Annotated in this window: 30 protein-coding genes; 9 read left to right on the top strand and 21 right to left on the bottom strand. The window is 61.1% G+C overall.

The genetic code is table 11. The features are described from left to right. Nucleotides 1-60: 60 nt before the first annotated feature. Nucleotides 61-534 (top strand): mycothiol transferase, encoded by a 474-nt coding sequence (locus tag ACWICV_RS11975; protein ID WP_400290247.1) that lies wholly within the window; start codon nt 61-63, stop codon nt 532-534. Between the two features lie 26 nt (nt 535-560). On the opposite strand, the gene ACWICV_RS11970 is transcribed toward ACWICV_RS11975, so the two are convergent. The 4 genes from ACWICV_RS11970 to ACWICV_RS11955 form a co-directional block, all read right to left on the bottom strand. After that, a complete protein-coding gene (locus ACWICV_RS11970; protein ID WP_400290244.1) occupies nt 561-734 on the bottom strand; it encodes a hypothetical protein in 174 nt (57 codons plus the stop codon). Nucleotides 735-853: 119 nt separating this feature from the next. Beyond that, entirely contained in the window at nt 854-1372 is a 519-nt protein-coding gene (locus ACWICV_RS11965) for a GNAT family N-acetyltransferase (RefSeq protein ID WP_454091151.1), read from the bottom strand. A gap of 110 nt (nt 1373-1482) precedes the next feature. Beyond that, entirely contained in the window at nt 1483-1674 is a 192-nt protein-coding gene (locus ACWICV_RS11960; RefSeq protein WP_400290237.1) for a cysteine hydrolase family protein, read from the bottom strand. After that, complete coding sequence (locus ACWICV_RS11955) at nt 1652-2020, bottom strand: isochorismatase family protein (protein WP_400290570.1); 369 nt, start codon at nt 2018-2020, stop codon at nt 1652-1654. The genes ACWICV_RS11960 and ACWICV_RS11955 overlap by 23 nt, the downstream gene beginning before the upstream one ends. Nucleotides 2021-2129: 109 nt before the next feature. On the opposite strand from ACWICV_RS11955, the gene ACWICV_RS11950 reads away from it, so the two are divergent. Beyond that, on the top strand, nt 2130-3077 hold the full coding sequence (locus tag ACWICV_RS11950; protein ID WP_400290234.1) for a GlxA family transcriptional regulator: 948 nt from the start codon (nt 2130-2132) through the stop codon (nt 3075-3077). Here the strand turns inward: ACWICV_RS11950 and ACWICV_RS11945 are convergent. The 6 genes from ACWICV_RS11945 to ACWICV_RS11920 all read right to left on the bottom strand — a co-directional run bounded on the left by ACWICV_RS11945 (nt 3031) and on the right by ACWICV_RS11920 (nt 8704). Further along, nucleotides 3031-3573 carry a GrpB family protein gene (locus ACWICV_RS11945; protein WP_454091063.1) on the bottom strand — a complete coding sequence of 181 codons (543 nt, stop codon included), beginning with the start codon at nt 3571-3573 and terminating at the stop codon, nt 3031-3033. The genes ACWICV_RS11950 and ACWICV_RS11945 overlap by 47 nt on opposite strands. Before the next feature lie 63 nt (nt 3574-3636). Then, on the bottom strand, nt 3637-4569 hold the full coding sequence (locus ACWICV_RS11940) for a hypothetical protein (protein ID WP_454091062.1): 933 nt from the start codon (nt 4567-4569) through the stop codon (nt 3637-3639). A gap of 144 nt (nt 4570-4713) precedes the next feature. After that, on the bottom strand, nt 4714-6222 hold the full coding sequence (gene gatB / locus ACWICV_RS11935; protein ID WP_454091061.1) for an Asp-tRNA(Asn)/Glu-tRNA(Gln) amidotransferase subunit GatB: 1509 nt from the start codon (nt 6220-6222) through the stop codon (nt 4714-4716). Between the two features lie 5 nt (nt 6223-6227). Further along, entirely contained in the window at nt 6228-7766 is a 1539-nt protein-coding gene (gatA, locus tag ACWICV_RS11930) for an Asp-tRNA(Asn)/Glu-tRNA(Gln) amidotransferase subunit GatA (protein ID WP_442904074.1), read from the bottom strand. Between the two features lie 5 nt (nt 7767-7771). Continuing rightward, entirely contained in the window at nt 7772-8068 is a 297-nt protein-coding gene (gene gatC / locus ACWICV_RS11925) for an Asp-tRNA(Asn)/Glu-tRNA(Gln) amidotransferase subunit GatC (RefSeq protein ID WP_038989805.1), read from the bottom strand. Between the two features lie 84 nt (nt 8069-8152). After that, nucleotides 8153-8704, bottom strand: a complete 552-nt coding sequence (locus ACWICV_RS11920; protein ID WP_133833017.1) for a maltokinase N-terminal cap-like domain-containing protein — start codon at nt 8702-8704, stop codon at nt 8153-8155. An 85-nt stretch (nt 8705-8789) separates the two neighbouring features. Between ACWICV_RS11920 and ACWICV_RS11915 the strand changes: the two genes are divergently transcribed. Beyond that, nucleotides 8790-9389 (top strand): GNAT family N-acetyltransferase, encoded by a 600-nt coding sequence (locus ACWICV_RS11915; RefSeq protein ID WP_332594777.1) that lies wholly within the window; start codon nt 8790-8792, stop codon nt 9387-9389. A gap of 16 nt (nt 9390-9405) precedes the next feature. Here the strand turns inward: ACWICV_RS11915 and ACWICV_RS11910 are convergent, their stop codons facing one another. Both ACWICV_RS11910 and ACWICV_RS11905 read right to left on the bottom strand, forming a co-directional pair. Next, nucleotides 9406-11319, bottom strand: coding sequence for a penicillin-binding transpeptidase domain-containing protein (locus ACWICV_RS11910; RefSeq protein WP_454091060.1), 1914 nt, complete (start codon nt 11317-11319; stop codon nt 9406-9408). A 63-nt stretch (nt 11320-11382) separates the two neighbouring features. Further along, on the bottom strand, nt 11383-11943 hold the full coding sequence (locus ACWICV_RS11905) for a GNAT family N-acetyltransferase (RefSeq protein WP_332487788.1): 561 nt from the start codon (nt 11941-11943) through the stop codon (nt 11383-11385). Nucleotides 11944-12136: 193 nt separating this feature from the next. Here ACWICV_RS11905 and ACWICV_RS11900 point away from each other — a divergent pair, with 193 nt between their 5' ends. The 3 genes from ACWICV_RS11900 to ACWICV_RS11890 all read left to right on the top strand — a co-directional run bounded on the left by ACWICV_RS11900 (nt 12137) and on the right by ACWICV_RS11890 (nt 14621). Then, nucleotides 12137-13267 carry an ROK family transcriptional regulator gene (locus tag ACWICV_RS11900; RefSeq protein ID WP_332487790.1) on the top strand — a complete coding sequence of 377 codons (1131 nt, stop codon included), beginning with the start codon at nt 12137-12139 and terminating at the stop codon, nt 13265-13267. Nucleotides 13268-13336: 69 nt separating this feature from the next. Next, nucleotides 13337-14143, top strand: a complete 807-nt coding sequence (locus tag ACWICV_RS11895) for a glucosamine-6-phosphate deaminase (RefSeq protein WP_105657148.1) — start codon at nt 13337-13339, stop codon at nt 14141-14143. 28 nt (nt 14144-14171) lie between these two features. Then, complete coding sequence (locus ACWICV_RS11890) at nt 14172-14621, top strand: SRPBCC family protein (RefSeq protein WP_133833022.1); 450 nt, start codon at nt 14172-14174, stop codon at nt 14619-14621. A 9-nt stretch (nt 14622-14630) separates the two neighbouring features. Here ACWICV_RS11890 and ACWICV_RS11885 read toward each other — a convergent pair whose 3' ends face one another. Then, nucleotides 14631-14864 carry a hypothetical protein gene (locus tag ACWICV_RS11885; protein WP_105657146.1) on the bottom strand — a complete coding sequence of 78 codons (234 nt, stop codon included), beginning with the start codon at nt 14862-14864 and terminating at the stop codon, nt 14631-14633. Between the two features lie 322 nt (nt 14865-15186). Between ACWICV_RS11885 and ACWICV_RS11880 the strand changes: the two genes are divergently transcribed. After that, nucleotides 15187-15618 (top strand): hypothetical protein, encoded by a 432-nt coding sequence (locus ACWICV_RS11880; protein WP_454091059.1) that lies wholly within the window; start codon nt 15187-15189, stop codon nt 15616-15618. Here the strand turns inward: ACWICV_RS11880 and ACWICV_RS11875 are convergent. The 7 genes from ACWICV_RS11875 to ACWICV_RS11845 form a co-directional block, all read right to left on the bottom strand. Next, a complete protein-coding gene (locus ACWICV_RS11875; RefSeq protein WP_332594782.1) occupies nt 15615-16403 on the bottom strand; it encodes an inositol monophosphatase family protein in 789 nt (262 codons plus the stop codon). The two genes, ACWICV_RS11880 and ACWICV_RS11875, sit on opposite strands and share 4 nt — an antisense overlap. A 14-nt stretch (nt 16404-16417) precedes the next feature. Further along, nucleotides 16418-18694 (bottom strand): NAD-dependent DNA ligase LigA, encoded by a 2277-nt coding sequence (ligA, locus tag ACWICV_RS11870; protein WP_454091058.1) that lies wholly within the window; start codon nt 18692-18694, stop codon nt 16418-16420. 47 nt (nt 18695-18741) lie between these two features. Beyond that, nucleotides 18742-19698 carry a PP2C family protein-serine/threonine phosphatase gene (locus ACWICV_RS11865; RefSeq protein ID WP_105657142.1) on the bottom strand — a complete coding sequence of 319 codons (957 nt, stop codon included), beginning with the start codon at nt 19696-19698 and terminating at the stop codon, nt 18742-18744. After that, on the bottom strand, nt 19698-20909 hold the full coding sequence (locus ACWICV_RS11860) for an adenylate/guanylate cyclase domain-containing protein (RefSeq protein ID WP_400290213.1): 1212 nt from the start codon (nt 20907-20909) through the stop codon (nt 19698-19700). Before ACWICV_RS11860 ends, ACWICV_RS11865 begins: the two co-directional genes overlap by 1 nt. Further along, nucleotides 20906-21454: a hypothetical protein gene (locus ACWICV_RS11855; RefSeq protein WP_400290211.1), complete on the bottom strand. Its 549-nt coding sequence runs from the start codon at nt 21452-21454 to the stop codon at nt 20906-20908. The genes ACWICV_RS11860 and ACWICV_RS11855 overlap by 4 nt, the downstream gene beginning before the upstream one ends. Before the next feature lie 86 nt (nt 21455-21540). Continuing rightward, on the bottom strand, nt 21541-22407 hold the full coding sequence (locus ACWICV_RS11850; RefSeq protein WP_454091057.1) for a biotin--[acetyl-CoA-carboxylase] ligase: 867 nt from the start codon (nt 22405-22407) through the stop codon (nt 21541-21543). A 57-nt stretch (nt 22408-22464) separates the two neighbouring features. Further along, a complete protein-coding gene (locus ACWICV_RS11845; RefSeq protein WP_454091056.1) occupies nt 22465-23322 on the bottom strand; it encodes an SDR family oxidoreductase in 858 nt (285 codons plus the stop codon). Between the two features lie 195 nt (nt 23323-23517). On the opposite strand from ACWICV_RS11845, the gene ACWICV_RS11840 reads away from it, so the two are divergent. Then, on the top strand, nt 23518-25128 hold the full coding sequence (locus ACWICV_RS11840; protein WP_332498391.1) for an acyl-CoA carboxylase subunit beta: 1611 nt from the start codon (nt 23518-23520) through the stop codon (nt 25126-25128). Between the two features lie 52 nt (nt 25129-25180). Further along, on the top strand, nt 25181-25399 hold the full coding sequence (locus tag ACWICV_RS11835; protein ID WP_105657136.1) for an acyl-CoA carboxylase subunit epsilon: 219 nt from the start codon (nt 25181-25183) through the stop codon (nt 25397-25399). A 79-nt stretch (nt 25400-25478) separates the two neighbouring features. On the opposite strand, the gene ACWICV_RS11830 is transcribed toward ACWICV_RS11835, so the two are convergent. Beyond that, the gene (locus ACWICV_RS11830) at nt 25479-26180 is read right to left on the bottom strand and encodes a hypothetical protein (RefSeq protein WP_332487805.1); all 702 of its coding nucleotides are present in this window, start codon (nt 26178-26180) and stop codon (nt 25479-25481) included. Nucleotides 26181-26182: the final 2 nt, after the last annotated feature.

Here is a 26182-nt window from a genome sequence, read left to right as displayed (position 1 = left end):
TCAATGCTAGTGCACCCCGCATGGCTCACCCTGCCGCGCGAATCGTTCTAGAATCGGTGCATGGACTCCCCTGCACCCGGCGAGCAGATCCTCGCCACGCTCCTGCTGGAGAAATTCGACCAGCTTACCGAAACCTTGGCGAGCATTCCGCAGGAACAGGCCAATAGCGTCCTGCCCGTTCACGGCAGCAATTCGCCGGTGCAGCTGGTGCTGCATTGCTGCGGGATGATGCGCCGCTGGTCTTCCACGGTCAATCTCGGCATCGAGGTCCCCCGCGATCGGGCCGCCGAGTTCACCGCGGTGATGGACAAGGAGGCTGCCCTGCAACTGGCGCATGAGGCCAGGAAGGCGTTCGCCAACGACCTGGCGTTCACTGCCATGCATGATGCTCCCGTTGCGGCCCCGCCACGCAGGGAGGGCGAATACTGGATGTCCACCTGCCAGGGCGTGCTGCTGCATGTGCTCGAAGAGCTCTGCCAGCACTTGGGGCATCTGGAAATCACCCGGGATCACTTGGCCAAAGACGCGTCGTGAAAGGCATCCGGCAGGTCACAGCTGGCCTACCCATGGCCTTTCCCGCGGCCTGAAGAGCGTCCGCGCGCAGAGCTGTCCCAAACGAGCAAGGCTCCTGCAGCAGGCAAGAACAAGAGAGCTGGAAGCCACTGGAATGCTACCAATGCCACCATGGCGGCCAGCAGCATGGCCAGCGCCGCGATTCTGGGCCATGCAGCCATGGCTACCCTCCTAGAAGCCTTCTACCGCTCAGCGGTAGTTGATTTGGTGTGAAACCCTAGCAGGATCAGTGCGCATTCGCCAGAGGCACCGAATCAAATGCCGCAGGACCGCGCGCCGCTCACAGGTCCAGATCTTCCCAATCGAAGCGGGTAGTGGTCCCGGATTCCCAATCCTGGCGCAGGATCGCGTAGGCAACCGAGGCGAGATGGCGCCCGTCGCCGGTGGGCCACGCCATCCGGTAATGCGCTTCCTTGAGGAATCCGGCGCGAAGAAAAGTCTTGCGCATCGCGAAGTTGTCTTCCCTGGTTTGGCCTTCGAAGCGCAGGGTGCCGGGGAAATCAGTGAACACCTTGGCGGTCAATTCCCTCAGTACGAGGGTACCCAGGCCTGATCCCCGGTACTTTTCCGCCAAGCGCAGGTCAAGCATGGGGGTGTCGTCTTCCAGATCTTCGAGTACTGCCATTCCCAAGCATTCTCCGTCGCCAATAATCCAGAATCCTTGGCTCTCGCTGTTCCAATATCGTCCGCTATCGACTAGTCGTCTCAGCTCCGGCTCTGTCCAGTTCCGACGGACATGGAATGGGAAGCTGTTGCTTGATAGAAAAGCGGCGATGGCACTGCTGTCTTCCGGTGCCATTGCTGTGAACGAGATATTCATGGGGCAAGCCTATAGAAGACATGCCGGATCCAGTCAGCGTAAACATGAATCCGGTGGCGACAGCACCCGGCCGAATATCTGCTTCCATGTCAGGCCGCTTTCAATGAATCCAGAATCTCTCGCGTCGAAACCACCAGCGCAAAGCCGTCTCCGTGAAGATTGGTCGCCGTGACCTGCATCAGAGTGGCTGCCGGTATTACCGTGCCGTCAGGTCCTGCCAGATCAAATGTTCGTGTGGCATCGAGAGGCACAATGATGTCAAATCCCAGATTTCCGCCCATCCGGGCGGTGGCTTCTACACACAAGTTGGTTTGGATTCCGCAAACCACGATCTTTTTTGATCTGATTGGACCTCAGCCACTGGCCCAAATCCGGGGAGCCATAAAATGATGAGTTCACTGACTTGGTTACGAACAGATCAGGGGTGACCGCTTGCACCGATTCGTGAAGATTATTGCCGGGACTTTCCACGAACAAGGGCGAGTCCGAATTTCGGCTATCGTGCCTGACGATCACTATCGGCATGTTCTTTTGGGACCACTCCAAGAGAAGCCGATCAACGTTGTTCTCGCATTGCGGGTAGTTGGTTGTCGGGCCCCATGAGGTGTCGTAGAAACCCTGTTGCATGTCAACCACGATCAATGCGGTCTTTGTACTTGTCATCATGCTTCTACTTCATCAGGGATCGAGGAACCCAACCAGTGGCATAAATGACATGGTTCGATAAGATTGCGCCATGTCCATTGTGGGGATTCTAATTGGGCCGGGCCGTCGAGCATTTGATATCGAAGTTGCACGTGAGGTGTACGACGACCGAACCGACCGTGGTCTCCCCCGGCCCGCAGTTCGAATCCTCGCAGCAACCACGGTCACCGCTCTTGACCCGGTTCGCTCAATACGGCGCACACATCCGCTTGCTTCGGTGGAGGAACTCGACATGATGGTGGTTCCAGGAAGCGAGAATCCGCTCGCAGAACCTCACCCGCAGGAAGTGGCAGCAGTTGCACGAGCTGCTTCCTCCGGGGTCCTTGTCGCCTCATTGTGTACCGGCGCATTCACACTCGCCGCTGCAGGACTGCTCGATGGGCGAAGCGCGACGACCCACTGGCGTTTTGCCAATGAACTTGCAAGGCGTTATCCAGAGGTCAACGTCAAGTCGAGGGATTTGTATTGTGGCGAGGACAAAGTATGGACTTCGGCTGGAGTCACCGCAGGAGTTGATCTATTACTCCATCTAGTACGTCTGGACTGGGGAACCAGCGCTGCAGAAACTATCGCGAAGGCCATGGTCACCCCTATTTTCAGACCGGGAACCCAAGCGCAATACGCGGATACCAGCATCCCTGGGAATTCATCGCCGTCAGTTGAACAACTGCATCTGGCAGTCAGCCAAGATCTTCAACGGCATTGGAACGTCCAACAACTAGCAGCGGTCTGCGCAATGTCACCACGGACTTTTCACCGGTGGTTCTCAGACGCGGTCGGGACAACACCTATTGCATGGCTCAATGATCTTCGAGTCAGCGAGGCCCAACGCCTACTGGAACAAAGCGACCTGTCGGTTGGCGCCGTTGCCCGTCAGGTTGGCTTTGCTTCTGATGATCTGCTGCGCAAGCATTTCTCGTCGCGATTGGGGATCACGCCGACCGGCCATGCAGCGACTTTCCGTCGACAACGTCCTTGATGAATTGCGCCTTGCCTCGCGCATAAGCGATCCTGTCATCCCCGACCCTCGTGGCCAAGTCCTGTTTCAGCTCGGCATATGCGGTAGCAACATTGGCGTCTTCCCTCAGTCGATCGCGGAACACCAGATGCTCGCGTTCCCAGACCGAACCGAGTTGGCACACGTGAACATGCACTGTTCGGGGCTCTCCCGCGGGCGGACGAAAGAAGAGATGGCCGGCCTCCCGTTGCCGCAGCACAAGCCCCAGCGCTTCGAGGCCGCTGCGGTACGCGGACTCTTCTGAAATATCCGGAACAGCTATTTGGAGGTCGAGAACTGCTTTGGCGATGAGGCCCGGAACTGCTGTCGACCCGATATGCTCTGCAGATGCCGCGTCAGGACCAATGGCGGCCTTGATGCGCAGCATCCAATCAGCGGCCTGGACGGCCCACGACGGATCATGCTCGACAAGATGGACAGGTTCACCACCGGGCCTATCGAACCAGTCGCTATTCATCTATCCAGTATGCCTCGATGACAGAAGCCGGAAGGTGCGATTCCAGGCAGGTTCCACTTCGCCCTATCCAGCCGGCTGGCCGTTTTCACCCAGCACCGCGTCCCCGTCGGTATGCAGCGGGTTTTTCATCGTCGGCATCCACGCGCAGCGCGTCTGCATGCCCGACTCCGCTTGCCCATCCCTGATCAGCACCGTGCCCAGCATCCACTGCCCGTCGTCGGTGACTTCCTCCATGGCTTCCGGTCCGGCCAGGTAGCCCATCATTTCTTGATCGTCCAGAGGCATCTCGCTCTTGGCGTTCGGGGCAGAATAGACGGGGATCGACACGGAAATGGTGTCGCCCTTTGCCTCCGGGTGGCAGTATCCACCGTCGCCTCCAAGAGCGTCCGTGCGCACGAGGTAGTACTGGTCATCGCCGGAATACTGTTTTACGCCTACCGTTCGAACCTGTTCCAGCGGGCCATTTTCCGCGCAGGCAGTATTCTGGAAATCGCTGCGCAGGTACTCAGTGACCTTGACGCCCTGCGTGGCTGGCACCACGCTCGCAACGGTGGATCCGCAATTATGCGAATAAGCGATCTCGCCGGGAACCTGGACTGGCCCCTCCTCCGTCGCAACCCAGGCAACGAAGTGCTCCCAATAGGCATTGCCGGACGTGCTGATGAACGATGCGACGGCATCGTCTACGCCGTCGCCATCCAGATCCGCGTAGACGATCTTGCCCAGCTCATGGCTGTTGAATTCATCGCTGGCTTTCGAATTCTCAAGACGGATCTTCGAGGGTTTGCCATCGAGCGCCATCGGATCCATCCAGGTTGCGTTTCCAAGATCCGCATCTCGCAGGGATTCGATCCCAGGTTCTTCCTTGCTCGGCGAAGGAACTACCGTTGGCGTTGAGGATTCCAGGTCCGGCTCTGGTTCGCTGCACCCAGTGAGCAGCAGCCCAACCGCGGCCACCGTGCTGAAAATTCTTGCTCCACGAGATGCATTGATCATGTTCAGATGATAACTGAATATAAAAACGACTCATAAAAACTTGTGCCATCAAGACCGCTTGCGCGTAATGCTTGCTAAAAAACGCCAGCCTCGGACTTCACGATTGGAAGTCCGAGGCTGGCGCCAGGGTTTGGAGTCCGGGGACTAGAGTCCCAGCTTCTCCATCACGATTTCGCGCACGCGGCCGGCGTCGGCCTGTCCGCGGGTGGCCTTCATGACAGGGCCCATCAGCGCACCGATGGCCTGCATCTTGCCGCCCTTGATCTTCTCGACCACATCAGGCATGGCAGCCATGGCATCATCCACGGCCTTGCCCAAGGCATCATCGTCATTCACCACAGCCAAGCTGCGCCTCTCGACGATTTCGCTTGGGGTGCCTTCGCCGGCGATGGCGAATTCCAGCACCTGGCGGGCGATCTTGTCGTTGATCTTTTTCGCCTCGATCAGCGAGTTCAGCTCAACGATGGTCGCAGCGCTCACGCCCAGATCGGCGATGTCCTTGTCCGCGGCCTTGGCCAGGCGGGCGATCTCGCCCATCCACCACTTGCGGGCCACAGCGGCGCTGGCGCCAGCGGCAATGGTCTGCTCGATCTCGTCGAGCACACCGGCGTTGACCACGTCGCGGAATTCCTTGTCCGCGTAGCCCCACTCGGCCTTCAGGCGCTTGCGGCGCTCGGCTGGCGGTTCCGGCAGGCGGCCGCGCAGCTCTTCGACCCATTCGGCGGTGGTGACGATAGGCACCAGATCCGGCTCCGGGAAGTAGCGGTAGTCATCGGCATCCGACTTCGGGCGGCCCGAGGTGGTCGAACGGGTGTCCTCATGCCAGTGGCGGGTTTCCTGGACGATCTTCGCCCCGGAATCCAGCACCGCTGCGTGCCGCTCGATCTCGAAGTGCACGGCGTGCTCCACCGCGCGCAGGGAGTTCACGTTCTTGGTTTCGGTACGGGTGCCGAACTTCTGGGCGCCCTTGGGCATCAGCGAGACGTTGGCATCGCAACGCACGTTGCCGCGTTCCATCTTGGCATCCGAAACGCCCAGGTTCTTCACGATTTCGCGCACGGCGGCCACGTAGGCCTTGGCCAGCTCGGGAGCGCGCTTGCCGGCGCCTACGATTGGCTTGGTCACGATCTCCACCAGCGGAACACCAGCACGGTTGTAGTCAACCAGCGAGTAGTCCGCACCCTGGATGCGTCCGGCAGCGCCACCCATGTGGGTCAGCTTGCCGGCATCTTCTTCCATGTGGGCGCGTTCGATCTCGACGCGGAAGACTTCGCCGTCTTCCAGCTCGATGTCCAGGTAGCCGTCGAAGGCAATTGGATCATCGTACTGGGAGGTCTGGAAGTTCTTCGGGGTATCCGGGTAGAAGTAGTTCTTGCGGGCGAAGCCGCACTTCTGCGCGATCTGGCAGTTCAGTGCCAGGCCGATCAGGATGGAATACTCCACGGCGGTCTTGTTGACCACCGGCAGCACGCCGGGCAGGCCCAGGTCTACCGGGGTGACGTTGGTGTTCGGGGCATCGCCAAAAGCGTTCGGCGCGTCGGAGAACATCTTGGTCTTGGTGTTCAGCTCAACGTGGACCTCGAAGCCCAGGACCGGGTCGTAGCGATCCAGTGCCGTATCGAAGTCGACCAGTTCATCGGTGTAGTTGCTCATGGTGCCTAGGCCTCCTGCGCGATCGAAGCGGTGTCAATGGCTGGTGCCTGCGAGATCAGCGAGTGGCCCCACTGCTTCTCGAGCAGGGTTTCCAGTGCTGCGCCGGCACGGTACAAGCGGGCATCCTCGTAGGCCGGGGCCAGGAACTGGATGCCTACCGGCAGGTTCTCGGACAGGCCGCCCGGGACGGTGATGCCCGGAACGCCAGCGAGGTTGGCCGGGATGGTGGCCACGTCGTTGAGGTACATGGCCAGCGGGTCGTTGTCGTTCGCGCCCAGCTCGAAGGCGACGGTCGGCGCGGTGGGGGAAACCAGCACGTCGGCCTGCTCGAAAGCGGCCTCGAAGTCGCGCTGGATCAGCGTGCGGACCTTCTGCGCCGAGCCGTAGTAGGCGTCGTAGTAGCCGGCGGACAGGGCGTAGGTGCCCAGGATGATGCGGCGCTTGACCTCGTCGCCGAAGCCGGCGGCACGGGTGGAGCCCATGACGCGCTCGATGGTCATCGGGCCCTCTTCCGGAAGCACGCGGTGGCCGTAGCGCACACCATCGAATTTGGCCAGGTTGGAGGAAACTTCCGACGGCATGATCAGGTAGTAGGCGCCCAGCGCGTACTTGAAGTTCGGGCAGGAAACCTCGACGATTTCTGCACCGGCAGCCTTGAGCAGTTCCAGCGACTCGTTGAAGCGTGCCTGGACACCCTCCTGGTAGCCTTCGCCGGTCAGTTCCTTGATGACGCCAATGCGCAGGCCCTTGATATCCCCGGTGGCGCCGGATTCAGCGGCGGCAACCAGGCCTTCGAGCGGGTTGGGCAGCGAGGTGGAATCCTTGGGATCGTGCCCGCCGATCAGTTCCTGCAGGTAGGCCGAGTCCAGCACGGTACGGGAGACCGGGCCGATCTGGTCCAGCGAGGAAGCCATGGCGATCGCGCCGTAGCGTGAGACGGCACCGTAGGTCGGCTTCACGCCGACGGTACCGGTGACGGCGCCTGGCTGGCGGATGGAGCCGCCGGTGTCGGTGCCCAGTGCCAGCGGAGCTTCGAAGGAGGCCACTGCTGCGGCCGAGCCGCCGCCGGACCCGCCCGGAATGCGGTTCAGGTTCCACGGGTTGCGGGTCACGCCGTAGGCGGAGTGCTCTGTGGAGGAACCCATGGCGAATTCATCCAGGTTGGTCTTGCCCAGCATCGGCAGCTTGGCAGCGCGGATCTTCTCGATCACGGTCGCATCGTAGGGGCTCATCCAGCCTTCGAGCATCTTCGATGCCGCGGTGGTCGGCTGGCCCTTGGTGACGATCAGGTCCTTGATCGCGATGGGCACGCCGGCCAGCGGGTGCAGGGCTTCGGCCTGCGCGCCGCCGGCGGCACGGATGGCGTCAACTTCGGCTGCGACGGCGAGCGCTTCTTCGGCGTTCACGTGCAGGAAGGCATTCAGTGCGCCGTCAACCTCGGCGATGCGGTCCAGGTGGGCCTGGACTGCTTGAACGGAGGTGGCTTCGCCGGCGCGCAGCTTGGCGGCCAGCTCGGTGGCGGAAAGCTTAATCAGTTCATTCACTTGGATTATTCACCATCCAGAATAGCCGGGACCTTGAAGCGGTCCGAGTCCGAATCAGGCGCGTTGAGCAGAACTTCTTCAATGCTCAGCGTCTGCCCCACCGTATCTTCGCGCAACACGTTGGTCAGCGGGATCGGGTGGCTGGTGGCTGGGACGTCGGAGGCGGCGACTTCGCTGACGGACGCGATGGCACCGACGATAGCGTCGAGTTCACCGGTCATTTTGTCCAGCTCTGCGTCGCTCATCTCGATGTGGGCAAGGTGTGCCAGATGCACAACGTCCTCACGGCTGATGGCAGACATGTATCTCCCTAGAATGGCGGTTGGGTTTCATAGACAAGTCTATCCCTTACGCGCCTGCCCCAATGCCTATATGCGGGGCATTAGTTATGCTGTGCGCAATACCAAACCGCTCAGGTCCTGGCCGAGGGCGTTCTCCCAGATCCCGATAACACCGGCTTCGGCGGGATCGCCGGCTACCGGTTTGCGGATGATCACCGCGTCTTTGCCCCGACTCTCGCCGCGGACCAGGATCCGCGGATCCGCGGTAAAGGACTCGGACCGGTGCTGCGGCGTGGCATTCCCGGCCAGCAGTTCACGTGCCTGGGCGATGAAAATGGGGTCGCCGGCGGCGTCATAGACAAAGCGGGTGCCCAGAATCGCGTGCTCGCTCGTTCCCAGTAGGTAGCGTTCCGCACCGTCAACCGGGGCATCCCGATAGGTCAGCGGAACGTGGTAAATCACGTCAGAGGTATCGCTGTGGTCAGCGTAGAAGCTCAGCTCGATACCAACTTCACCCTGCGGGTCTTCCAGGCGGAATCCGCCAACACTTTCAAGTTTCGGCGCGCCCTGGCCGGTGTAGAACTCCTGCTTGGCCAGCCAGGCTGCCACCAACTCGGTCTTGGTTGGAGACATGGTGGTGTTGTAGACGATTCCCATGAGCTTAGTCTGTCAATTGCTGGTATTAGGCACAAGTGTTAGCGCAACGGTTCTTTGGCCAGCCGATAGCTCCTACGATGGTTTCATGCACACACATGAGCCGTGGGATGAAGTTCAGCAGGCGCAGCAGTACGGGCAGAACCTGCTGCGGGATGCCGCCATTGAACTGCGCGAGTCCGAGCACGAGGACTTCTCGGTCATGGCCGGGTGGTGGAACGACCCGGCCTGGGCGGTGCTCCAGCAACGAACCATCAAACCGCGTCCCGGGACTCCGCTCGTGGAAATGTTCGCACAGTTCAGCGAGAACAAGCCCTCTTCCGGCGATGCCGGCTTCAGCATCTTTGAGCGCGGCAGCGGAACCTTCATCGGGCACATCACGCTGCATGGCGGCCAGTTGCCCCATCGCGCCGCTGAAATGGCGGTGATGATCGGCCCGGACTTCGTCGGCCAGGGTTTCGGCACCCGTGCCACCGCGTTGATGTCCGGCTATGGTTTCCGCGAGTTGGGACTGCACCGGATTAGCCTGTGCGTTGCCGCCTTCAACCAGCGGGCCATCCGGGCTTATGAGAAAGCCGGGTATACCCAGGAGGGGCGCCAACGCGAGGTGTACTTCCACAATGGCGTATTCCACGACCAGGTGCAGCTGAGCCTGCTCGCCGGAGAATACTTCGCCCAGCGGGGCTGAGCAGCACCCCGCGGTACTATTTGGCCGCTTCCTCCAGCATGGACTTCACCAGCGGTCCCGCCGTCTGGGCTCCGCCGTCTCCATCCTCGACGAACGCGGCAACCGCCAGATCGCCTTGGGCGGCGATGGCCCAGGCATGCGCGTTCTTTTCGCCGTCGTATTCGGCGGTGCCGCTCTTGCCGATGATCTTTCCGCTGCCTACCGCTTTCAGGTCCTTCAGGGTTCCGTGGTCCACGACCTCGGCCATCATGGTGGACAGCTGCCCTGCTTCCTCTTCGCTCAGCGTGGAAGCCGGCTTGGCAGGTGCCTGGGGTTCTGGCGCCAGGATCAGCTTGGGCTGCACCGTGGACTTCGCCTGGATCGATGCCATCACGGTGGCCATGCCCAGTGGCGATGCTTCCACCACGCCCTGGCCAATCATGTTCGCGGCCTGGGTGGTGCCTTCAGAATCTTCGGGCACCGAACCGAACACTGCACCGGCACCGGTTCCGTCCTCTGCCAGCAAGCCGAGAGCAGCCGCGGCTTCAGCCAGGTTTTTGCCGCCAATTTCCGTTCCCTGATTCACAAAGACCGTGTTGCAGGACTGCGCGATTGCTTCGGATAGCGGGATGGTGCCTACCGCGGCAGCAGGATAGCCGTCATAGTTCTTGAAGCTCTTGCCATCCACCACCGTGGTTGCCGGGCACTTGACCTCGGTACCCGGTGTCGCTCCGTCACGCAGCATCGCCAAGGCGCTCACGACCTTGAAGGAAGAACCCGGTGCATAGGAAGCTTGCAAGGAGGTGTTCAGCCCGGAAGCAACCGGGCCCGAGGAGGCCGCGAGGACGCTGCCGTCAGAGGGCCGAATGACCACGATGGCAGAGTTCGATTCGGCTTCGGCCAGCAGTTCATCCGCGGTTTCCTGCAGTCCGGTGTCCAAAGTGGTCTTCAGGTCCTTGCCTGCTACCGGGGCTGTGGTGATCAGTTCCGCTACCGCTTCATCTTCAGCGTTGTACTGCGATACCGAGACTCCTGCAGTTCCCGCGAGGGTGTCATTGTAGGCGGCTTGCAATCCTGATTGGCCTACCTGGTCACCGGCCTTGACCTTGCCTTCAGACTTCTCGATATTCTCGGCGGTGGCCTTGCCAACGCTGCCTAGCAGCGGGCGGGCGAAGGAGCGAGTGGGTGCCAAGGGCAGCTCGTCGTTGTGGAAGCCGGCACCCGGAATGCCCTTGATTTCCTCGTCGGTGACTTCCCGCGTTGCGTCATCGCGCAGGACAATAGCTTCCACCCAGGCTTTGTCGCCAGCGGCCATCACTCGTTGCGCATAGGCCTGTTCATCGATGTCCACGAGCTTGGCCAGTTTCTTCGCCGAGCTTTCCCAGTTTTCTTTTCCGGTGTGGGTCTTGTCCATGCCAACACGAATCACCGGCCGATTGGAGACAATGCTTTCGCCTTCTGCATCGGTGATGCTGCCTCGTGCTGCAGGGTCGAAGGCCGCTTTGAGGTAGTCGCCGGTTTCGAACTCAGGGGCAAGAATTGACGGGTTAAAGCGCAGTTTCCAGGAATCGGATTCCTTGTCGAATTCCCACACAGCCTGGGTGTCGTAGCTCAGATCCTTGTCCGACTTGTCGATATCCCATACCGTGGTGATGCTCGCGGTAGCAGTCTTGACCCCATCTTGCTCTTCTTCGTCTTCGGCCACCGAACGAACAGTGCTCGTGTGCTTGATTTCGCCCATGGTGCCAAAGGCAGTTTCCTGGGCTTTCGCTGCATCTTCTGGGCTGGTCCCAGCGAATTGCACTGAGCCGAAATCGCCGCTATTCATGGCAGATACCAGTGCATCGGCCGAAGGTGCCGGGTCTGGCGCGCCAGCACTGCAGGCACTTAGTGCGCCCATGGCCAGGGACGCAACGGACAGGGCGGCAACACTTCGGCGAATAGCACTCATGGCGCCATTCTATTCACGCGCTCGGACAGACCACAACGTGTGTCCGCCGAAGTCATGGGCGGTTCACCTGGATCCAGGCTGAATCCTTCTTGGCTGCAGACTATAGGCGTAGACAACCAATTCGATATCGGTGTTCGGCACAAACCAGTCGCGTTCGGGATAGTGGACGAATCCGAGGGATTCATACAGTCCCCGGGCAGAATCCCAGCTGCTGCCGGTAGTCAGGGAGACGGCATTGATTCCGGGAATGAGCCGGGCGCGCTCGATGGCGGCCTGCACCATGCTCCGGCCAACACCCCTGCGCTGCGCGGCCGGATCAACGCTGAGCATGCGGATTTCCAGCTCGTCCGCTCTGGCAATGTCCGCATAGTCGCTGCCCGCCCGGATCAAGGTCATGGAACCGATGATCTCTTCTTCCCGGCGCACCACGTAGATTTCGGTCTGGGCTGCACGCTCGGCCACCTTGCGCACGAAGTCCAGGTACTCGTTATCCGGGCTGTCGAAATGCCCAGCGGCAAAATAGGACTCTGCGGTCAGCTCCCCCACACGCTGGTAGTGCTCGGGAGCAGCCAGTTCAATCGACAAGTCGCCAATGCTGGTTGAAAAAGTTTGCGCGTCAGTCATGATGCTCCAAGTGTGCCACGAGCTCAGATGGTTTTCTGCACGTCACCGAACCCAAGGCAAATGATGCTCTGGCTGAAATTTTTGCGGAGCAATTCTTCTCTGATCTGCAGTGATTCGCGGTGGGAATTAGTGCCTTGCGAATAACTGGGAGAAAAACTTGCCCGCAAGTTTGTTAATGGAGTTAACTAACCCTGTGACTTCCCCACGCAAGGACTGGAATGTGCTGTCGCACGGCAGCGCTATTTTGCCCTCCCATGGGAGGGAGCACAACCTCTCTCTGGTTCTGCAAACACTTTCGGACCAAGGCGCTTCGAGCCGTGCCGATCTGGCACGCGCTACCGGCCTGACACGTGTCACCGTCTCGGAACTGGTCGCGGAATTGATCAACCGCTCGCACGTCATTGAGACCGGGCAGCAAGAGCAAAAACGCCCCGGCAAGCCCTCCACCCTCGTCGATTTGAATCGCCCGGGGCTCAGGATCATCGGCGTGGACTTATCCGGCGTTGTCCCGTTCCGGGCGGCCATCATGGACCTGGATGGCGCCATCCTCAAGAGTTTTTCTGCCCAGGCACGTGAAGCAACCGGTGAGGCCGCGACGGTACAGCTCCTGGAGCTGCTCGACACCGCACTAGCCGAATGCGACGCACCGGTTCTGGGCGTGGGCATTGGCTCGCCCGGCGTAGTGACCGATCGGGGAATTGTCGTCGCAGCCGAAAAGTTCGGTTGGCGCGACTACGACCTGCGATCTGCGGTCGAGCAGGCTACCGGCCTGGCCGCTCATGTCCTCAATGACGCCGACTGCGCCATCCTTTCCGAGCACACTTTCGGCCAAGGCAGCGACCACATGATCTTGCTGCGCCTGGGGCGCGGTGTGGGCTGCGGCGTCATCACCCACAACACCCTGGTGCGCGGCTCCGATTTCGCCGCCGGCGAGCTGGGCCATGTCCGCCAGCGTGCGCAGGACACTGCCTTATGCAGCTGCGGGCAAATCGGCTGCCTGGAAGCCTATGCTTCCGTTCCTGCAATCTGGAAGTCCCTGGCCGAAGGGGAACCAAAGGAGCAGCTGGACCAGCGGATCGCCGCGTATCTTGCTGGCGCACTTGCCCCGCTTCTTTCGGTACTCGACATTCGCGATGTCATTTTCACCGGGACCCCGGAAGTCGTCGATCAGCCTCTCGCGCAAGCGCTACGCGAAGCACTGGGCCTGCGCTCGCATACTGCACGCGCCGAGAACTTCCGGCTTTCGCTGAGCGAAGATCCAGAGCATCTGGTGCTCCGAGGTTGCGCGGTCAACGTGCTATTCCACGAACTGGGGATCACCTAGCGGGACCGCCCGGTTTCTCCATACCTGTATTCCACTAATCATCACTGCCAAGATCGGAGAGTGCCCACCATGCGAGTGCTCATTGGTTCATCCCCTGAAGAAGTTGCACGCATCGCTGCCGACAACGTGTTGGCCGGCCTGGCCCACCACAGCGCTGGAGCCCCCTCGAATTTGGGGCTTGCCACAGGTTCGTCTCCGTTGGGCCTGTACCGTGAACTTTCCCGTGCGGTCCAGGAAGGCCGTGCCGACTTCACCGATACCCAGGGTTTCGCCTTGGATGAGTACATCGGGATCCCGGACACCCACGAGCAGTCCTACCGCCAGACGCTGATCAACGAGGTCTGCAATGTCATCGGCTTGCCTGCCCGCTGCCTGCATGTACCGCAGGGCATGGCCGCATCCGTGGAGGCCATCGAGACGGCGGCCCGGGCGTACGATGACGCCATCGCCCAGGCCGGTGGCATCCACGTACAGATTCTGGGTATCGGATCCAATGGGCATCTGGGCTTCAACGAACCAGGCAGCGCGCTGCGAAGCCGCACCCGCATCAAGCGCCTTGCGGCCAATACCCGTGAAGACAACGCCCGGTTCTTCGACGGCATCGAGCACGTTCCCACCCACTGCGTCACCCAGGGACTAGGTACTATTCTTGACGCCGGCCGCTTGGTCCTGGTGGCTGTAGGCGCGGGCAAGGCCCAAGCCATTGCCGCTGCCGTAGAAGGGCCGCTGTCAGCTTCCTGCCCGGCATCCGTCCTGCAGCTGCACCAGGATGCCGTGGTAGTAGTTGATGAAGCGGCAGCCAAGGGGCTGAAACTGCGTGAATACTACGATGACGCGGCTGAGGAACTGACCGTCGTAGACCTCGTGGTCAGCTAAACCGCCCAGCCAGTGGCATACTGAAGCCATGGCCGTCTACTTTGAATGCGTTACGCTTTGCGGTGCTTCACGTGCCGACCTCTTCGAGAAATCGCTCAGCATCGACGCGCACGCCGGTTCAATGGCCGATTCGCAGGAAAAGGCCGTGGCGGGGGTTACCAGCGGCACTATCGGATTAGGCGAGCAGGTCACCTGGCGTGCCAAGCATTTCGGCATCCCCTTCCGGATGACCTCGAGGATTTCCGACCTGGATGCCCCGCACACGTTCACCGACCAGCAGGAGCGAGGGCCTTTCAAGTCCTTCCACCACGTCCATGAATTCTACGAGTCGGACCAGGGGACGTTGATGGTGGACAAGATCCGCTTCAGCGCTCCATTGGGTCCCTTGGGCTGGCTAGCCGAGCGGCTCGTGCTTGGCTGGTACCTGCCCAAGCTCATCCGGATCCGCAACGACTACCTGGTCAACGCGCAAGGCTAATCCTGCTCGCTAGCGGTCCTGTGGCTCGATGACCACAGCCCACTGGCGCACCGCGCAGGAGTCGGATTCCCCGCATTCTCCGGTCTGCGGCTGCGCCTGGACGATGACGGCCATCGGGCTGGGCAATTCACTGGCATCCACCGGAAGCACGTGGGTGAACGAACCGTCGGCGTTAACCGGGATTTTCAGATCCGGGCCTTGATCCAATATGGCTTCGCCCCGCTCCAAGATGACGGAGTACACGGTTGCAGTGCGGGACTGGAAGTTGGATCCGAGGGCTCATCGCCGTCGGCCTGCGAGGGGAATTATTGACGGCTCCACGTGTACAGTGGATTAGTCGCCACGACGGCAGTAAACCGCTACCCCTATCAAGGCCAATGACCCCGATGCAGCAGACCTCGACAGCCAGCTCACCTCTTGCGGTGCGAAAAATCGCCTTAGTGGTTTCGCACGTGCTCTCCCCCATTATCCTGGCCACCGTGTTGCTGTTGGCAACGCCATGGCGGGATTCCTCAGTGCGCTGGACCGAGTCGATTGTTGCCGCCTTGTTCACCACGATTATTCCGTGGCTGATCCTGGCCGGGCGAACCTGCGCGGCAAGGTCACCGATATGCACGTGACCGTACGGCGTCAGCGGCATGGGATCTATGCCTATACCGCAGGATTGATCCTGTGCGGCCTGCTCGTGCTGCGGGTCATGGATGCCGGTTCCGGGATCTTCCTCGAAGTGCTCAGCATCCTGCTTGGATTGGCGCTTGTTGCCGTGATCAATTTGTGGTGGAAGGTCTCGGTGCACCTGGCTGTGGGCACCTACGTTGTTTTGCAGGTGGCGGGACAGCAGGCCGAGCTGATGCCGCTAGTGGTGTTCTTCCTTGCGGTGCTTTCCTGGGCCCGGATCCGCAGCTACCAGCACACCGCCGCACAGGTGTGCGGCGGTGTAGCTGTGGGCATCGCCATCCATTACGCGCATCAGTGGATAGCAGCTTTGCTTCCCTAGGCGCTAGGCTCCGCGAGCTTGGCTGGATCCACCAATCCGGCGTACTGCCAGCCCGGGTTGCTGCTGGGCCGGCCTACCTGGCATCCGGCTTCCTCTGCAATCAGCGCGCCGGCAGCCCAGTCATACTCCTGGGTGCCATATTCGGCGTAGGCGTCCAAAGACCCCTCGGCTACCAGGCACAGGTCCAGCGCGGCCGAGCCGAGTCGGCGCACATTGACGTAGTCCTGGAGCATCTGCCCGAGCACTTGGGCTTGGAACTGGCGGCGCTGGGAATCATAGCCGAAGCCAGTTGCCAGGATCCTGGTCTCGGATTCGGCCGGCCCGGTGAGCTGTGTGAGCTTCCCGGATCGCAGATCAAGCTTCCATGCACCCAATCCCTTTCCGGCGAAGTATTCCACCTGCAATGCAGGGGCGACGATGGCCGCGGCTACCCAGGTCTCGCTGCCATCCTCATTGCGTTGGCAGACGCCCACCGAGGAGCAGTAATAGGCGATGTTGCGCACGAAGTTCGTGGTGCCATCCAGCGGATCAATGCTCCAGCGCAAGCCGCTCGGGTTCGCAGGCTTGGCACTTGGATATTCCTCGCCGGTCAGTTCGTCGTTGGGCCGGGAGGTCAGGATGGCCGCGCGAATTGCTTCCTCGGCGGCACGGTCGAAGTCGGTCACCCAGTCCCCGGCCGCCGATTTGTCGGTGAGGTTGAACTGCGATTCATCGCGGCGGTTGAGTACTTCGGCGCCGGCGGCGGCGGCCCGGCGGGCAACCATTACCAGCGGATCATGAGTCACTGCGCGGTCCATTTCTAGCCTTCCGTTGGTGCGGCGAGGGCTACCTCGCGCGCTGCGTCTGGGCCCTGTTCAAGCAGGACGCCGAATCCGGTTTCGTCCAGTACCGGAACACCCAGGGACTGGGCTTTGTCCAGCTTTGACCCTGCGGCTTCGCCGGCCACCAGGAAGTCAGTCTTCTTCGAAACGCTGCCGGTGGCCTTGCCGCCACGGACAATGATCGCTTCCTTGGCGGTATCGCGGGAATAGTGTTCCAAGGTACCGGTCACCACAATGGCCAAGCCTTCGAGGTTCTTGGTGATGTTCGCATCTTGCTCGTCTTCCATCTTCACCCCAGCGGCCTGCCAGGAGGAGACAATTTCACGGTGCCAATCCACCTTGAACCAGTCCACCAGCGCTTCGGCAATGATTGATCCGACGGAATCGATTTCGCTCAGTTCAGCCTCGGCGTTGCCCGAGTCAAGGACGTCGAGCAGGGCATCCATGGAACCGTAGCGGGTGGCAATGGCCCGCGAAGCGTTCGGGCCAACGTGGCGGATGGACAGTGCCACCAGCACGCGCCACAGCGGGTTGCCCTTGGCCTTTTCGAGCTCATCGAGCAGCTTCATGGTGCTCTTGGTTGGCTCTGACGGCTTCTTGGCGGTGGCCTTGGAGTAGAAGTACGGGACGAGCTCGAAAATGCCGGTGCCTTCCCCCTTGGAACGCTTTTCCCGCCATACCTTCACCTCGCCAAGCTCGTCGAGCATGTCCTTGAGGTTGAACAGTTCGGCTTCGTTTTTCAGCGGGCCGGGGCCAGCAGGCAGAATGATGCCGCCTTGGGTGGCAGGGTCCTCGCCCGGACCGCTGGTCAGGGCCGCCGCTGCTTCGTAGCCCAGTGCCTCGATATCAAGGGCGCTGCGTCCGCCGAGGTAGGCCACGCGTTCGGTGAGCTGGGCCGGGCAGGATTCAGCGTTGAGGCAACGAATGTCCACATCGCCTTCCTTGGCCGGCGCCAGTGGCTGCCCGCAGGATGGGCATTCGACAGGCATGACGAAATCACGCAGGTCTTCGTTGCCCTCACGCAGTGGCAGCACCGGGCCAACAATTTCAGGGATGACGTCTCCCGCCTTGCGCAGGATAATGGTGTCGCCAATCTTGACGTTCTTCGCCTTGACGACTTCCTGGTTGTGCAGGGTCGCGCGGGCAACGGTGGAGCCAGCGACGAGGACCGGTTCCATCACGCCGAAAGGCGTCACGCGGCCGGTGCGCCCCACCTGGACCTGGATGTCCAGCAGCTTGGTGTGCACTTCTTCTGGCGGGTACTTGTAGGCGACAGCCCAGCGTGGAACACGCGAGGTGTAGCCCAGCTGTTCCTGGGTGGCCAGGTCATCGACCTTGATGACGATGCCATCGATGTCATGGATCAAATCGTGGCGCTTCTCGCCGTGCTCGGCAATGTAGTCCTTGGCTTCCTGGCGGCTGCCGACAACGCGGCCGTAGGGCGAAACCGGAAGACCCCAGTTGCGCATCAGCTCGTAAGCCTGGGACTGTTCAGCAAGGTTGAAATCGCGGCTGCGGCCCAGTCCGTGCACGAACATGCGCAGCGGACGCTTGGCAGTCTGTTCCGGGTCCTTCTGGCGCAAGGACCCGGCGGCCGCGTTGCGCGGGTTGGCCAGGGGCGCCTTGCCCTGGGCAATCAACGCTTCATTGAACTTGTTGAAGTCATCGGTGGCAATGAAAACTTCGCCGCGGACTTCGAATTCTTCGGGCCAGCCGGTGCCGGACAACTCCTGCGGGATGTCGCCGATGGTCAGCGCATTGTGGGTAACGTCTTCACCGGTGGTGCCGTCGCCGCGGGTAGCTGCACGCACCAGCTTGCCCTGGCGGTAGGTCAGGTTCAGTGCCAGGCCATCGATTTTGACTTCGCACAGCCACTTGACCGGGGTTTGCGGGTGCAGGCGTTCGGCATTGACCTGGGCACGTTCGAGCCACGCTTCGAGTTCATCAAGTGAGAAAACGTCTTCCAGCGAGTACATGCGGCTTGCGTGGGTGACCGATGCGAAGGCGGCGGAAACTTCGCCGCCGACTTCCTGCGTGGGCGAATCCTGTCCAGCCAGGATGGGATAGGTTGCCTCGAGCAGCTGGAGCTCATGGAACAACGCATCGTATTGCGCGTCGGAGACCAGAGGAGCATCGTTTTGGTAGTACGCCTCGCGGTGGGCACGGATCTGCTCGACCAGCTGTTCATAGCGGGACTTGTCAGCTTCTGGCGGAACGTTGGAGGCCTCAACTGGTGTTACGTCTTTTTCACTCACGTATTCAATTGTGCCCCACCGGCGGACAGTTTAGCTGGCTTGGAGCCCTAGTTCCCAGGTGCGTCAATTTGCGCGGACTCGGCTGCCAGCACATCAAGGACAATCACCGCGATGTTGTCCCGGCCGCCAGCTTCCAGTGCGGCCCCGGTGAGAATCCGGGCCGCTTCGGTGCGGTCCTTGTAGTTCACCAGCAAGGTCTGCAAGATGTCTTCGGTCAGTTCGCCCGAGAGCCCGTCGCTGCACAGCATGTAGCGGTCGCCGATGCGCGGCTGCAAGACGGTGAGATCCGGCTGGCTTTCGGCGCCGGCGCCAAGCGCACGGGTAATCAGATTCCGGTGCGGATGATTGCGGGCTTCCAACTCGGTGATCTGCCCGGCATCCACCATTTCCTGCACGGCCGAGTGGTCACGGGTCAGCTGCTGCAGGGCGCCATCACGCAGCCGGTATCCGCGCGAGTCCCCCACGTTGACCAGCAACAGGCTCGGGATTTCATCGGCGACTACCGGGATCGGCTCGGTAGCTGGAGCCAAACTGGCGCGGTGGTTCTCCAGCATTTGCGGAGTGATCTTGGAGATGACATCAGTGTTCTGCGTCATCGCGAAACTTGAGGTCCAGGGCGGCACCGCGGCCAGTGGAGCGGTCACATTGTCCCGGCCTTTGCCCGGGGTCTTGATCTGCACCAATGCGCACAAGGTAGTGCCGCCACGTGATTCAAGCGCTTCGCGAATGCGGTCATCAGCCAGCTGCACCTGGCGCTGGACATCCGGCACGGATGGCAGTTTCCGAACCGACGTCTTATTGGCGAAGGTGCAGATTTCCTGCATCGTTTCCACCGCAAGCTGGCTGGCCACCTCGCCAGCTTCGTGACCGCCCATGCCGTCGGCTACCGCATACACGATGTCGTGCATCAGGATGCGGTCCTGGTTTTGCGTTCGTTTCCGGCCCACGTCCGTCAGCCCTGCCGCGGCGAGGATGAACGGTACCGGTGCTGGTTCTTTAGCCATTAGTCGATCACCAGTCCTGCTCCCTCGCCTGCGGAGAGCTCATAGGGTTGAATGTCTCCAAAGCCGCGCACCGCGGTGATTTCCTGGGCGGTGAGCACAAAGCGTGCGTCATTGCGCAGGGTGTTTGCGGTAATCGCGTCGGTCAGCACGGTGCCCGGTTCCGCCAGCGAGGTCAGCCGAGCCGCCATGTTCACCGTAGGACCATAGATATCGCCCAGGCGTGAGAGCAGCCGGCCCCAGACCACCGCGCCGCGGGTTTGCGGGAAGAGCTCGTCCTTGGCCAGCTCGCGCGACAGGGACAGCGCAATCTCGGCGCCGGCCTGCGGGGTTTCGGCCACGTAGAGCACTTCATCGCCAATGGTCTTGACCAGGCGGCCACCGCCCACGGAAATGACTTCGGCGCATTTGGCTTCGAAGCGCTGCACCAGCTGGGCCAGGGTGCGCTCGTTCATGCGGCGCGACAGCGAAGTGTAGGAGACCAGGTCGGCAAAGCCCACCGCACGGGCCAGTGGCAGCGGGGTGCCGCCATCTTCGTCGCCACGGTCTTGGTTGTAGGCAGCCACTCCGGTTTCCACCCGCAATGCCATGCGGTGCACGGCAGAGTTCAGCTGGCGGCGCCATGAGTAGAGCAGCAGGTCTTCAATCGCTGGAATGATTTCGGGCAGCAGGCCGAAAAGCTGGCGGCGCGCCTGGCGGTCCGACATGTTCTGGTTGGCGATCATGTCCTCAACCAGTGCTTCGATCTGCCACACCACCATGCGGTCAGTCATCTGGCCAACCGAACGCATCAGGGAAATGGCTGTTTCTTCGGTCAGCTTGCCTTCGCGGACCATCCCCACCATGGTGCCCAGGGCTTCTTTGTCGGCCTGGGTGAAGAACACTTCATCATCGCTGAGTTCAGGGAAGCCGATGGCGCGCCAGAGCTTGCGCGCGGAGTGCAGGGAAACACCGGCCTCAGAAGCGACCTCGCGTCGGCGGAATTCGCGTTGGCCGCCGATGAGCCGCCTTTCCAGCGAAGCGACGGTGTCGCGGACAGCGTCGGGGGTGTGGGCCGGAATGCGCAAGGGGCCTTCCATGGCCTGCGCAAGTTCGAATATTGGATCCGACTCGGCCGGTGCGGCCACAGGGGGGTGCTGGCGGGCGCCGCGGACAGCCTCGGCGGCGGACTGCGGAGAGTCTGCTCGGGGTGTGTTGGTGTGCTCGGTGCTCATGCCCCCATGCCCTCACTGTTCGTCGTTTCGGTGTGTGCCGCATTCTGGTTGCTGCGCAGGTTCGCCATCGCCTCCATTGCCAGGGAACGGAAATACGGTACCGAGGGGACATGTGAGAGTCTCACGTATCCCTGGTTCAGCACGATATCCAAGGTTCCCGCACGCGTCATGGTGTTTTTCGCCTTGCTGTGCGCGACGAGGTCGCGAACTGTAAATAATCCTACAGATTGCAGCTTGCCATCGTTGTATGTGGGCCGGAACATGATCCGCTCGGTGGTCAAGACGATTTGGCTGCGTAGCCACCGTGCCCAGGGAATCACGCTCCAGATCAGCACCAGTGCGGCCCAGAGAACCACCGAAACGACCATCCACACATTCGCGTTGCCAGCTAGCCAGTCCGAGAGATCGTCCCGGGAGAGATAGCCCAACGAGAAGGTGCACAGGGCAGTCAATACGAGGAAGGCTCCCACGGGCTGGCGCAGCACTCGGGAATGTTCACGAGTTTTGATAATCACTCGTTCCCTTTCATGCAGCGGCAACTTCATCGTGTTGTTCCTCGCCCCTCCTGTTCTCGACTCCGTGTTTCGGTCATCATCTCCAATAATAGTCCCGGGCCAAGACCCAAGTCTGGTTAGGCATACTTTCCGTCGGCGCGCCGTACGTGGTGCACGTCCCCTGCCATCACGTGCTTCCGCTGCCCGGTTCCATATTCCAGGACCAACGAGCCGTCTGCGCCCAACTCGACCGCGTTGCCAACCAGCGTGGATCCATCGGGGAATTCCACACGCACTTCATGTCCCAGTGTGGCCAGCTTGCCGCTGACGAGCTGGCGCAAAGATTTTCCATTATTTCCCGGCAACGGCATCTGCGCAAAGCCGCCGACCCGGCGGAAACCCTGATCCAGTGCTGCGAATTGCTTCAGGTACTCAGCCAGAAGTTCGGTGCGGTCCAAGTTCTGGGCGCCAGTCAAACGCAGGGACGTAGCGGTGGGCACCGGAAGCTCGTCCCGGTTCTGGTTCACATTGATTCCGGTGCCAACCACTACCCCGTAGCCGTTGCCAGTTGGAACCATTTGCGCCAGTATGCCGCAGACTTTTTGCTCTCCGGCCAACAAATCGTTGGGCCATTTGATGCCCAAGGGGACGCCGCCGATATTCTCGGCGGCCCGGCTCCAAGCCAGGGCCGCAAGCATGGTGTACCAAGACAGGGATTCGGCAGGGAAGCTGGGACCGGGCACTGCCAAGACACTGACGGTGAGGGAGGATCCTGCCGGAGTTACCCATTCACGGCCCAAACGCCCTTTGCCTGCCTGCTGGTGCTCCGTGAAGTACACGCTGAGGTGGCCGGCATCCCCATTGCCAGCCAGTTGCGCCAACTCGGTATTGGTTGAACCGGAGGTTGGCTTGATATTAACCAGCCCCAATCCCAGCTGGGCGGTGAGCTCGGTGAAGAGCCGGGAATCGAGAACTGCGCGGTCGGTGCCATGCGGGTTTTCCATACCTCCAACCCTATGGCACCGGCCGATGATTATGCTTAGTCCTGCCTCGTCATCTGCCTAGAGGAAGATGTCTTCAACCATCGGGACTTCGGGGTTCAACGTGTACTTCTCCAGGTCCGTCTCGCCAGCCAGCGTCAGCACCTGGCCATCCGTGAAGAAGTTTCCGCTGACTCCGGCCGGCGGGCTGGCAAGAATGGCCATGGCGGCATCTGCCACGACCGAAGCATCGCGCGCTCCCTGAACCATTTCCTGTCCACCCGGCAGGTTCCGGATGGCTGCGGTATCGATCAGGGTTTCCGGCCAAAGCGAGTTCACGCCGACGCCATCGTCCTTCAGTTCTTCGGCTAGGCCAAGGGTGGTCAGCGACATGCCGTATTTGGCCATGGTGTAGGCCAAATGCCGTCCAGCCCACTTCGGTTCCAGGTTCAATGGCGGGGAGAGGGTGAGTATATGGGCATGCTCGGAGGCGCGCAGGTACGGGAGCGCGGACTTGGAGAGCAGGAAGGTGCCGCGAACGTTGATGTCCTGCATCAGGTCGTAGCGCTTCATATCAAGCTGATCGGTCTTGGCTAGGTTGATGGCCGAGGCGTTGTTGACCACAATGTCGATGCCGCCGAACTTTGCCACGGCCTCTTCCACCGCGCGCTGCACATCGGCGTCCACGCGGACATCGCCAACTACGGCCAGGCCCTTGCCACCTGCTTCTTCGATCTGCGCAACGGCGGTGTGGATAGTCCCTTCCAGTGCCGGATGCGGCGTATCGGTCTTGGACAGCAGGACCACGTTGGCCCCCTGCTTGGCTGCGGCCAGGGCGATAGCCAGGCCGATGCCGCGGCTACCGCCGCTCATCAGGATGGTGCGGTTTTCCAGGTTCCCGGGAACAGGTGCGATAAGAGTGCGCGATTCATTAGTCATGTGATATAGATTACGCGATGATCCCCCACTAAGCTACTGTTCAGTAACTTATTCTGGCGTGCCACGCACCAGATATCGAGCCATTTTGTAAGATTCCTACAAACAAATGAGCTGTTTGCCCGGCTAGACTGGCTTAGTTGGCATTTTTCTTGTGCCATTCCTACACATTGAAGACAACTCGAGGGAGTCGAAGGCATGACGCAGGGCAGAACCGAGGCAGCCGAGTCAATCGACCTGTCCACCACCGCCGGAAAGCTTGCTGAGTTCCGCCGCCGCCAGAAGCTCTCTAAAGCGCCAAGTGGCGAAGCGGCGATTGAAAAGCAGCACTCCCGCGGCAAGCACACTGCCCGCGAACGCATTGAAATGCTCATGGACGAGGATTCCTTCGTTGAGTTCGACGCCCTCGCAGTCCACCGCTCCACCGCCTTCGGCATGGAGAAGAAGCAGCCATTAGGCGATGGCCTGGTCTCCGGCTACGGCACCGTCGATGGCCGCTTGGTGGCCGTCTACTCCCAGGACTTCACCGTCTACGGCGGCTCCCTGTCCCAGGTCAATGGCGAGAAAATCGTCAAGGTCCAGGAATTTGCGCTACGCAACGGCTGCCCAGTTGTCGGCATCCTGGATGGCGGAGGTGCCCGCATCCAAGAAGGCGTCGCTTCCCTGGCCATGTTCGCCGACATATTCCGCAACAATGTCCATGCCTCCGGCGTTGTCCCGCAGATCTCGCTGATCATGGGCCCATCGGCCGGTGGCGCAGCGTACTCCCCTGCACTGACCGACTACGTGATCATGGTCGACAAGACCAGCCACATGTTCATCACCGGTCCGGACGTCATCAAGACGGTTACCGGCGAGGAAATCGACATGGAAACCCTGGGCGGCGCCCGCCAGCACAACGCCAATACCGGTACCGCCACCTATCTTGCGTCCGATGAAGAAGACGCCGTGGAGTTCTGCAAGGAACTGCTCGATTTCCTCCCGTCGTCCAACCTCTCGGATCCGCTGATTGCCGAATTCGATGAAGAGCTGGATATCACTGCCGAGGACCTGGAGCTCGATACGCTCATCCCGGACTCCGCCAACCAGCCTTATGACATGCGCACGGTCATCGAGTCGGTTGTCGACGACGAGCATTTCTTTGAAATGCAGTCGCTGTACGCACCGAACGTGATGATTGGCTATGCCCGCATCGAAGGGCGCACCGTGGGCATCGTCGCCAACCAGCCAATGCAGTTCGCTGGCACCTTGGATATCGCCGCCTCGGAAAAAGCTGCCCGCTTCGTGCGCAACTGCGACGCCTTCAACATCCCGATCCTCACCTTCGTGGACGTGCCAGGCTTCCTGCCGGGCAAGGACCAGGAATTCCAGGGCATCATCCGCCGCGGTGCGAAGCTGCTCTACGCCTACGCCGAGGCCACGGTGCCGAAGCTGACCGTGATCACCCGCAAGGCCTACGGCGGAGCGTACATCGTGATGGGTTCGAAGAAGCTGGGCGCGGACCTGAACCTGGCTTGGCCTACCGCGCAAATCGGCGTGATGGGTGCCCAGGGCGCAGTGAACATCCTCTACCGCCGCGATCTGGCCGCAGTGGAAGCCGAAGGCGGAGACGTCGAGGCACGCCGCAAACAGATTATCGACGACTACGAGGCCGAACTGCTCAACCCCTACCAGGCGGCGGAGCTGGGTTATGTGGATGCGGTCATCGCCCCGAGCGAGACCCGCTTCCAGCTGGTTCGCGGCCTGCGCGCGCTGCGCGAGAAGCACGTTAGCCTGCCTCCGAAGAAGCACGGCAACATCCCGCTGTAAGCAGCAGTGCCTGCCCGCCTAGTACCAGCTAAAACCAATAAGGAGCACTCCCATGGAACAGAACGCTGCGTTGCCTGTTGCCCCGCAGATCCGCGTCACCAAGGGAAACCCCAGTGACGAGGAAGTGGCGGTAGTTACCGCGCTGCTCGCTGCCATGGGCAATACTCCGGCTCCTGCACCAGAAGCCGCCGAGCCCAAAAAGCGTGTAGCCCGGATCCGCAGGCGCCGGGCGCTGGCCCCGCGTTTGGGCTGGACTATTGGCCGGCGCTAAGGCCTGCTGAAAGCGATGGCCCGGAACGTTCCCTAGCGGAATTTTCCGGGCCATTGCTCTGTGCAGCGCCGCTGGCATCCTAGTCTTCGTCGGGAACTTCGAAGTCCAAGATGGCTAGGTCTGCACGAGTCACCAGATGCGAACTCACAGCATGTTCCACCAGTCGCGCCCTGCGGTTGGTGGCCAATTTTCCAGGTCCCCCGCGCAGCCCGGCCACGCCGGCCTTGTCCAATTTGTCGCAGACGTTATCGAGTTTGCGATTGAACTTCGTAATTCCCCACCCCAGCCGGGCGGCGGCAGCGGCACTCGTGGGAATTGAACTCAAGCCAGTGCCTTCACGGCGCAGCATCGGCTCAGCAAGGACAACGACCAAGGCCCGCTGGGCACTGGTCAGCACCACCGGGCCAATGGTGGTCTCGCCCGAAGCGTCGTAGTCCATGTAGGCCTGCCGGAATGCGGGCTGCGCAACATGAATCGATAGCTCGTAGGTGGTGGGACCGGCGGTGAAAACCACGCCCACCCGGTTCAGCACCAGGGGCAGGCTCGATTCCGGCGAGAGCCAGGCCTGCAGTCCGCCGGTACGGTCAGCAATCGTCGCGGTCAGCCGGCTACCGACGTTATTAAGCCACCACAGCCCGCTTTGCTTGGTAATCGTCAAGAAGTGCCGGTGCAAGTAGGGATTGTCGTCGATGGCCAGATCGCCTTCTCGGCCGATGGTGAAGGGCTTGGCGTCTTGGACAGGATAGTACTGTCCGCAGTACTCGATAGTTACTTCACTCATCT

This window comes from Glutamicibacter sp. NPDC055354 (assembly GCF_053644955.1).
Note: the sequence above shows the minus strand (reverse complement) of the source record. Positions and strands in the feature narration are given on the sequence as shown.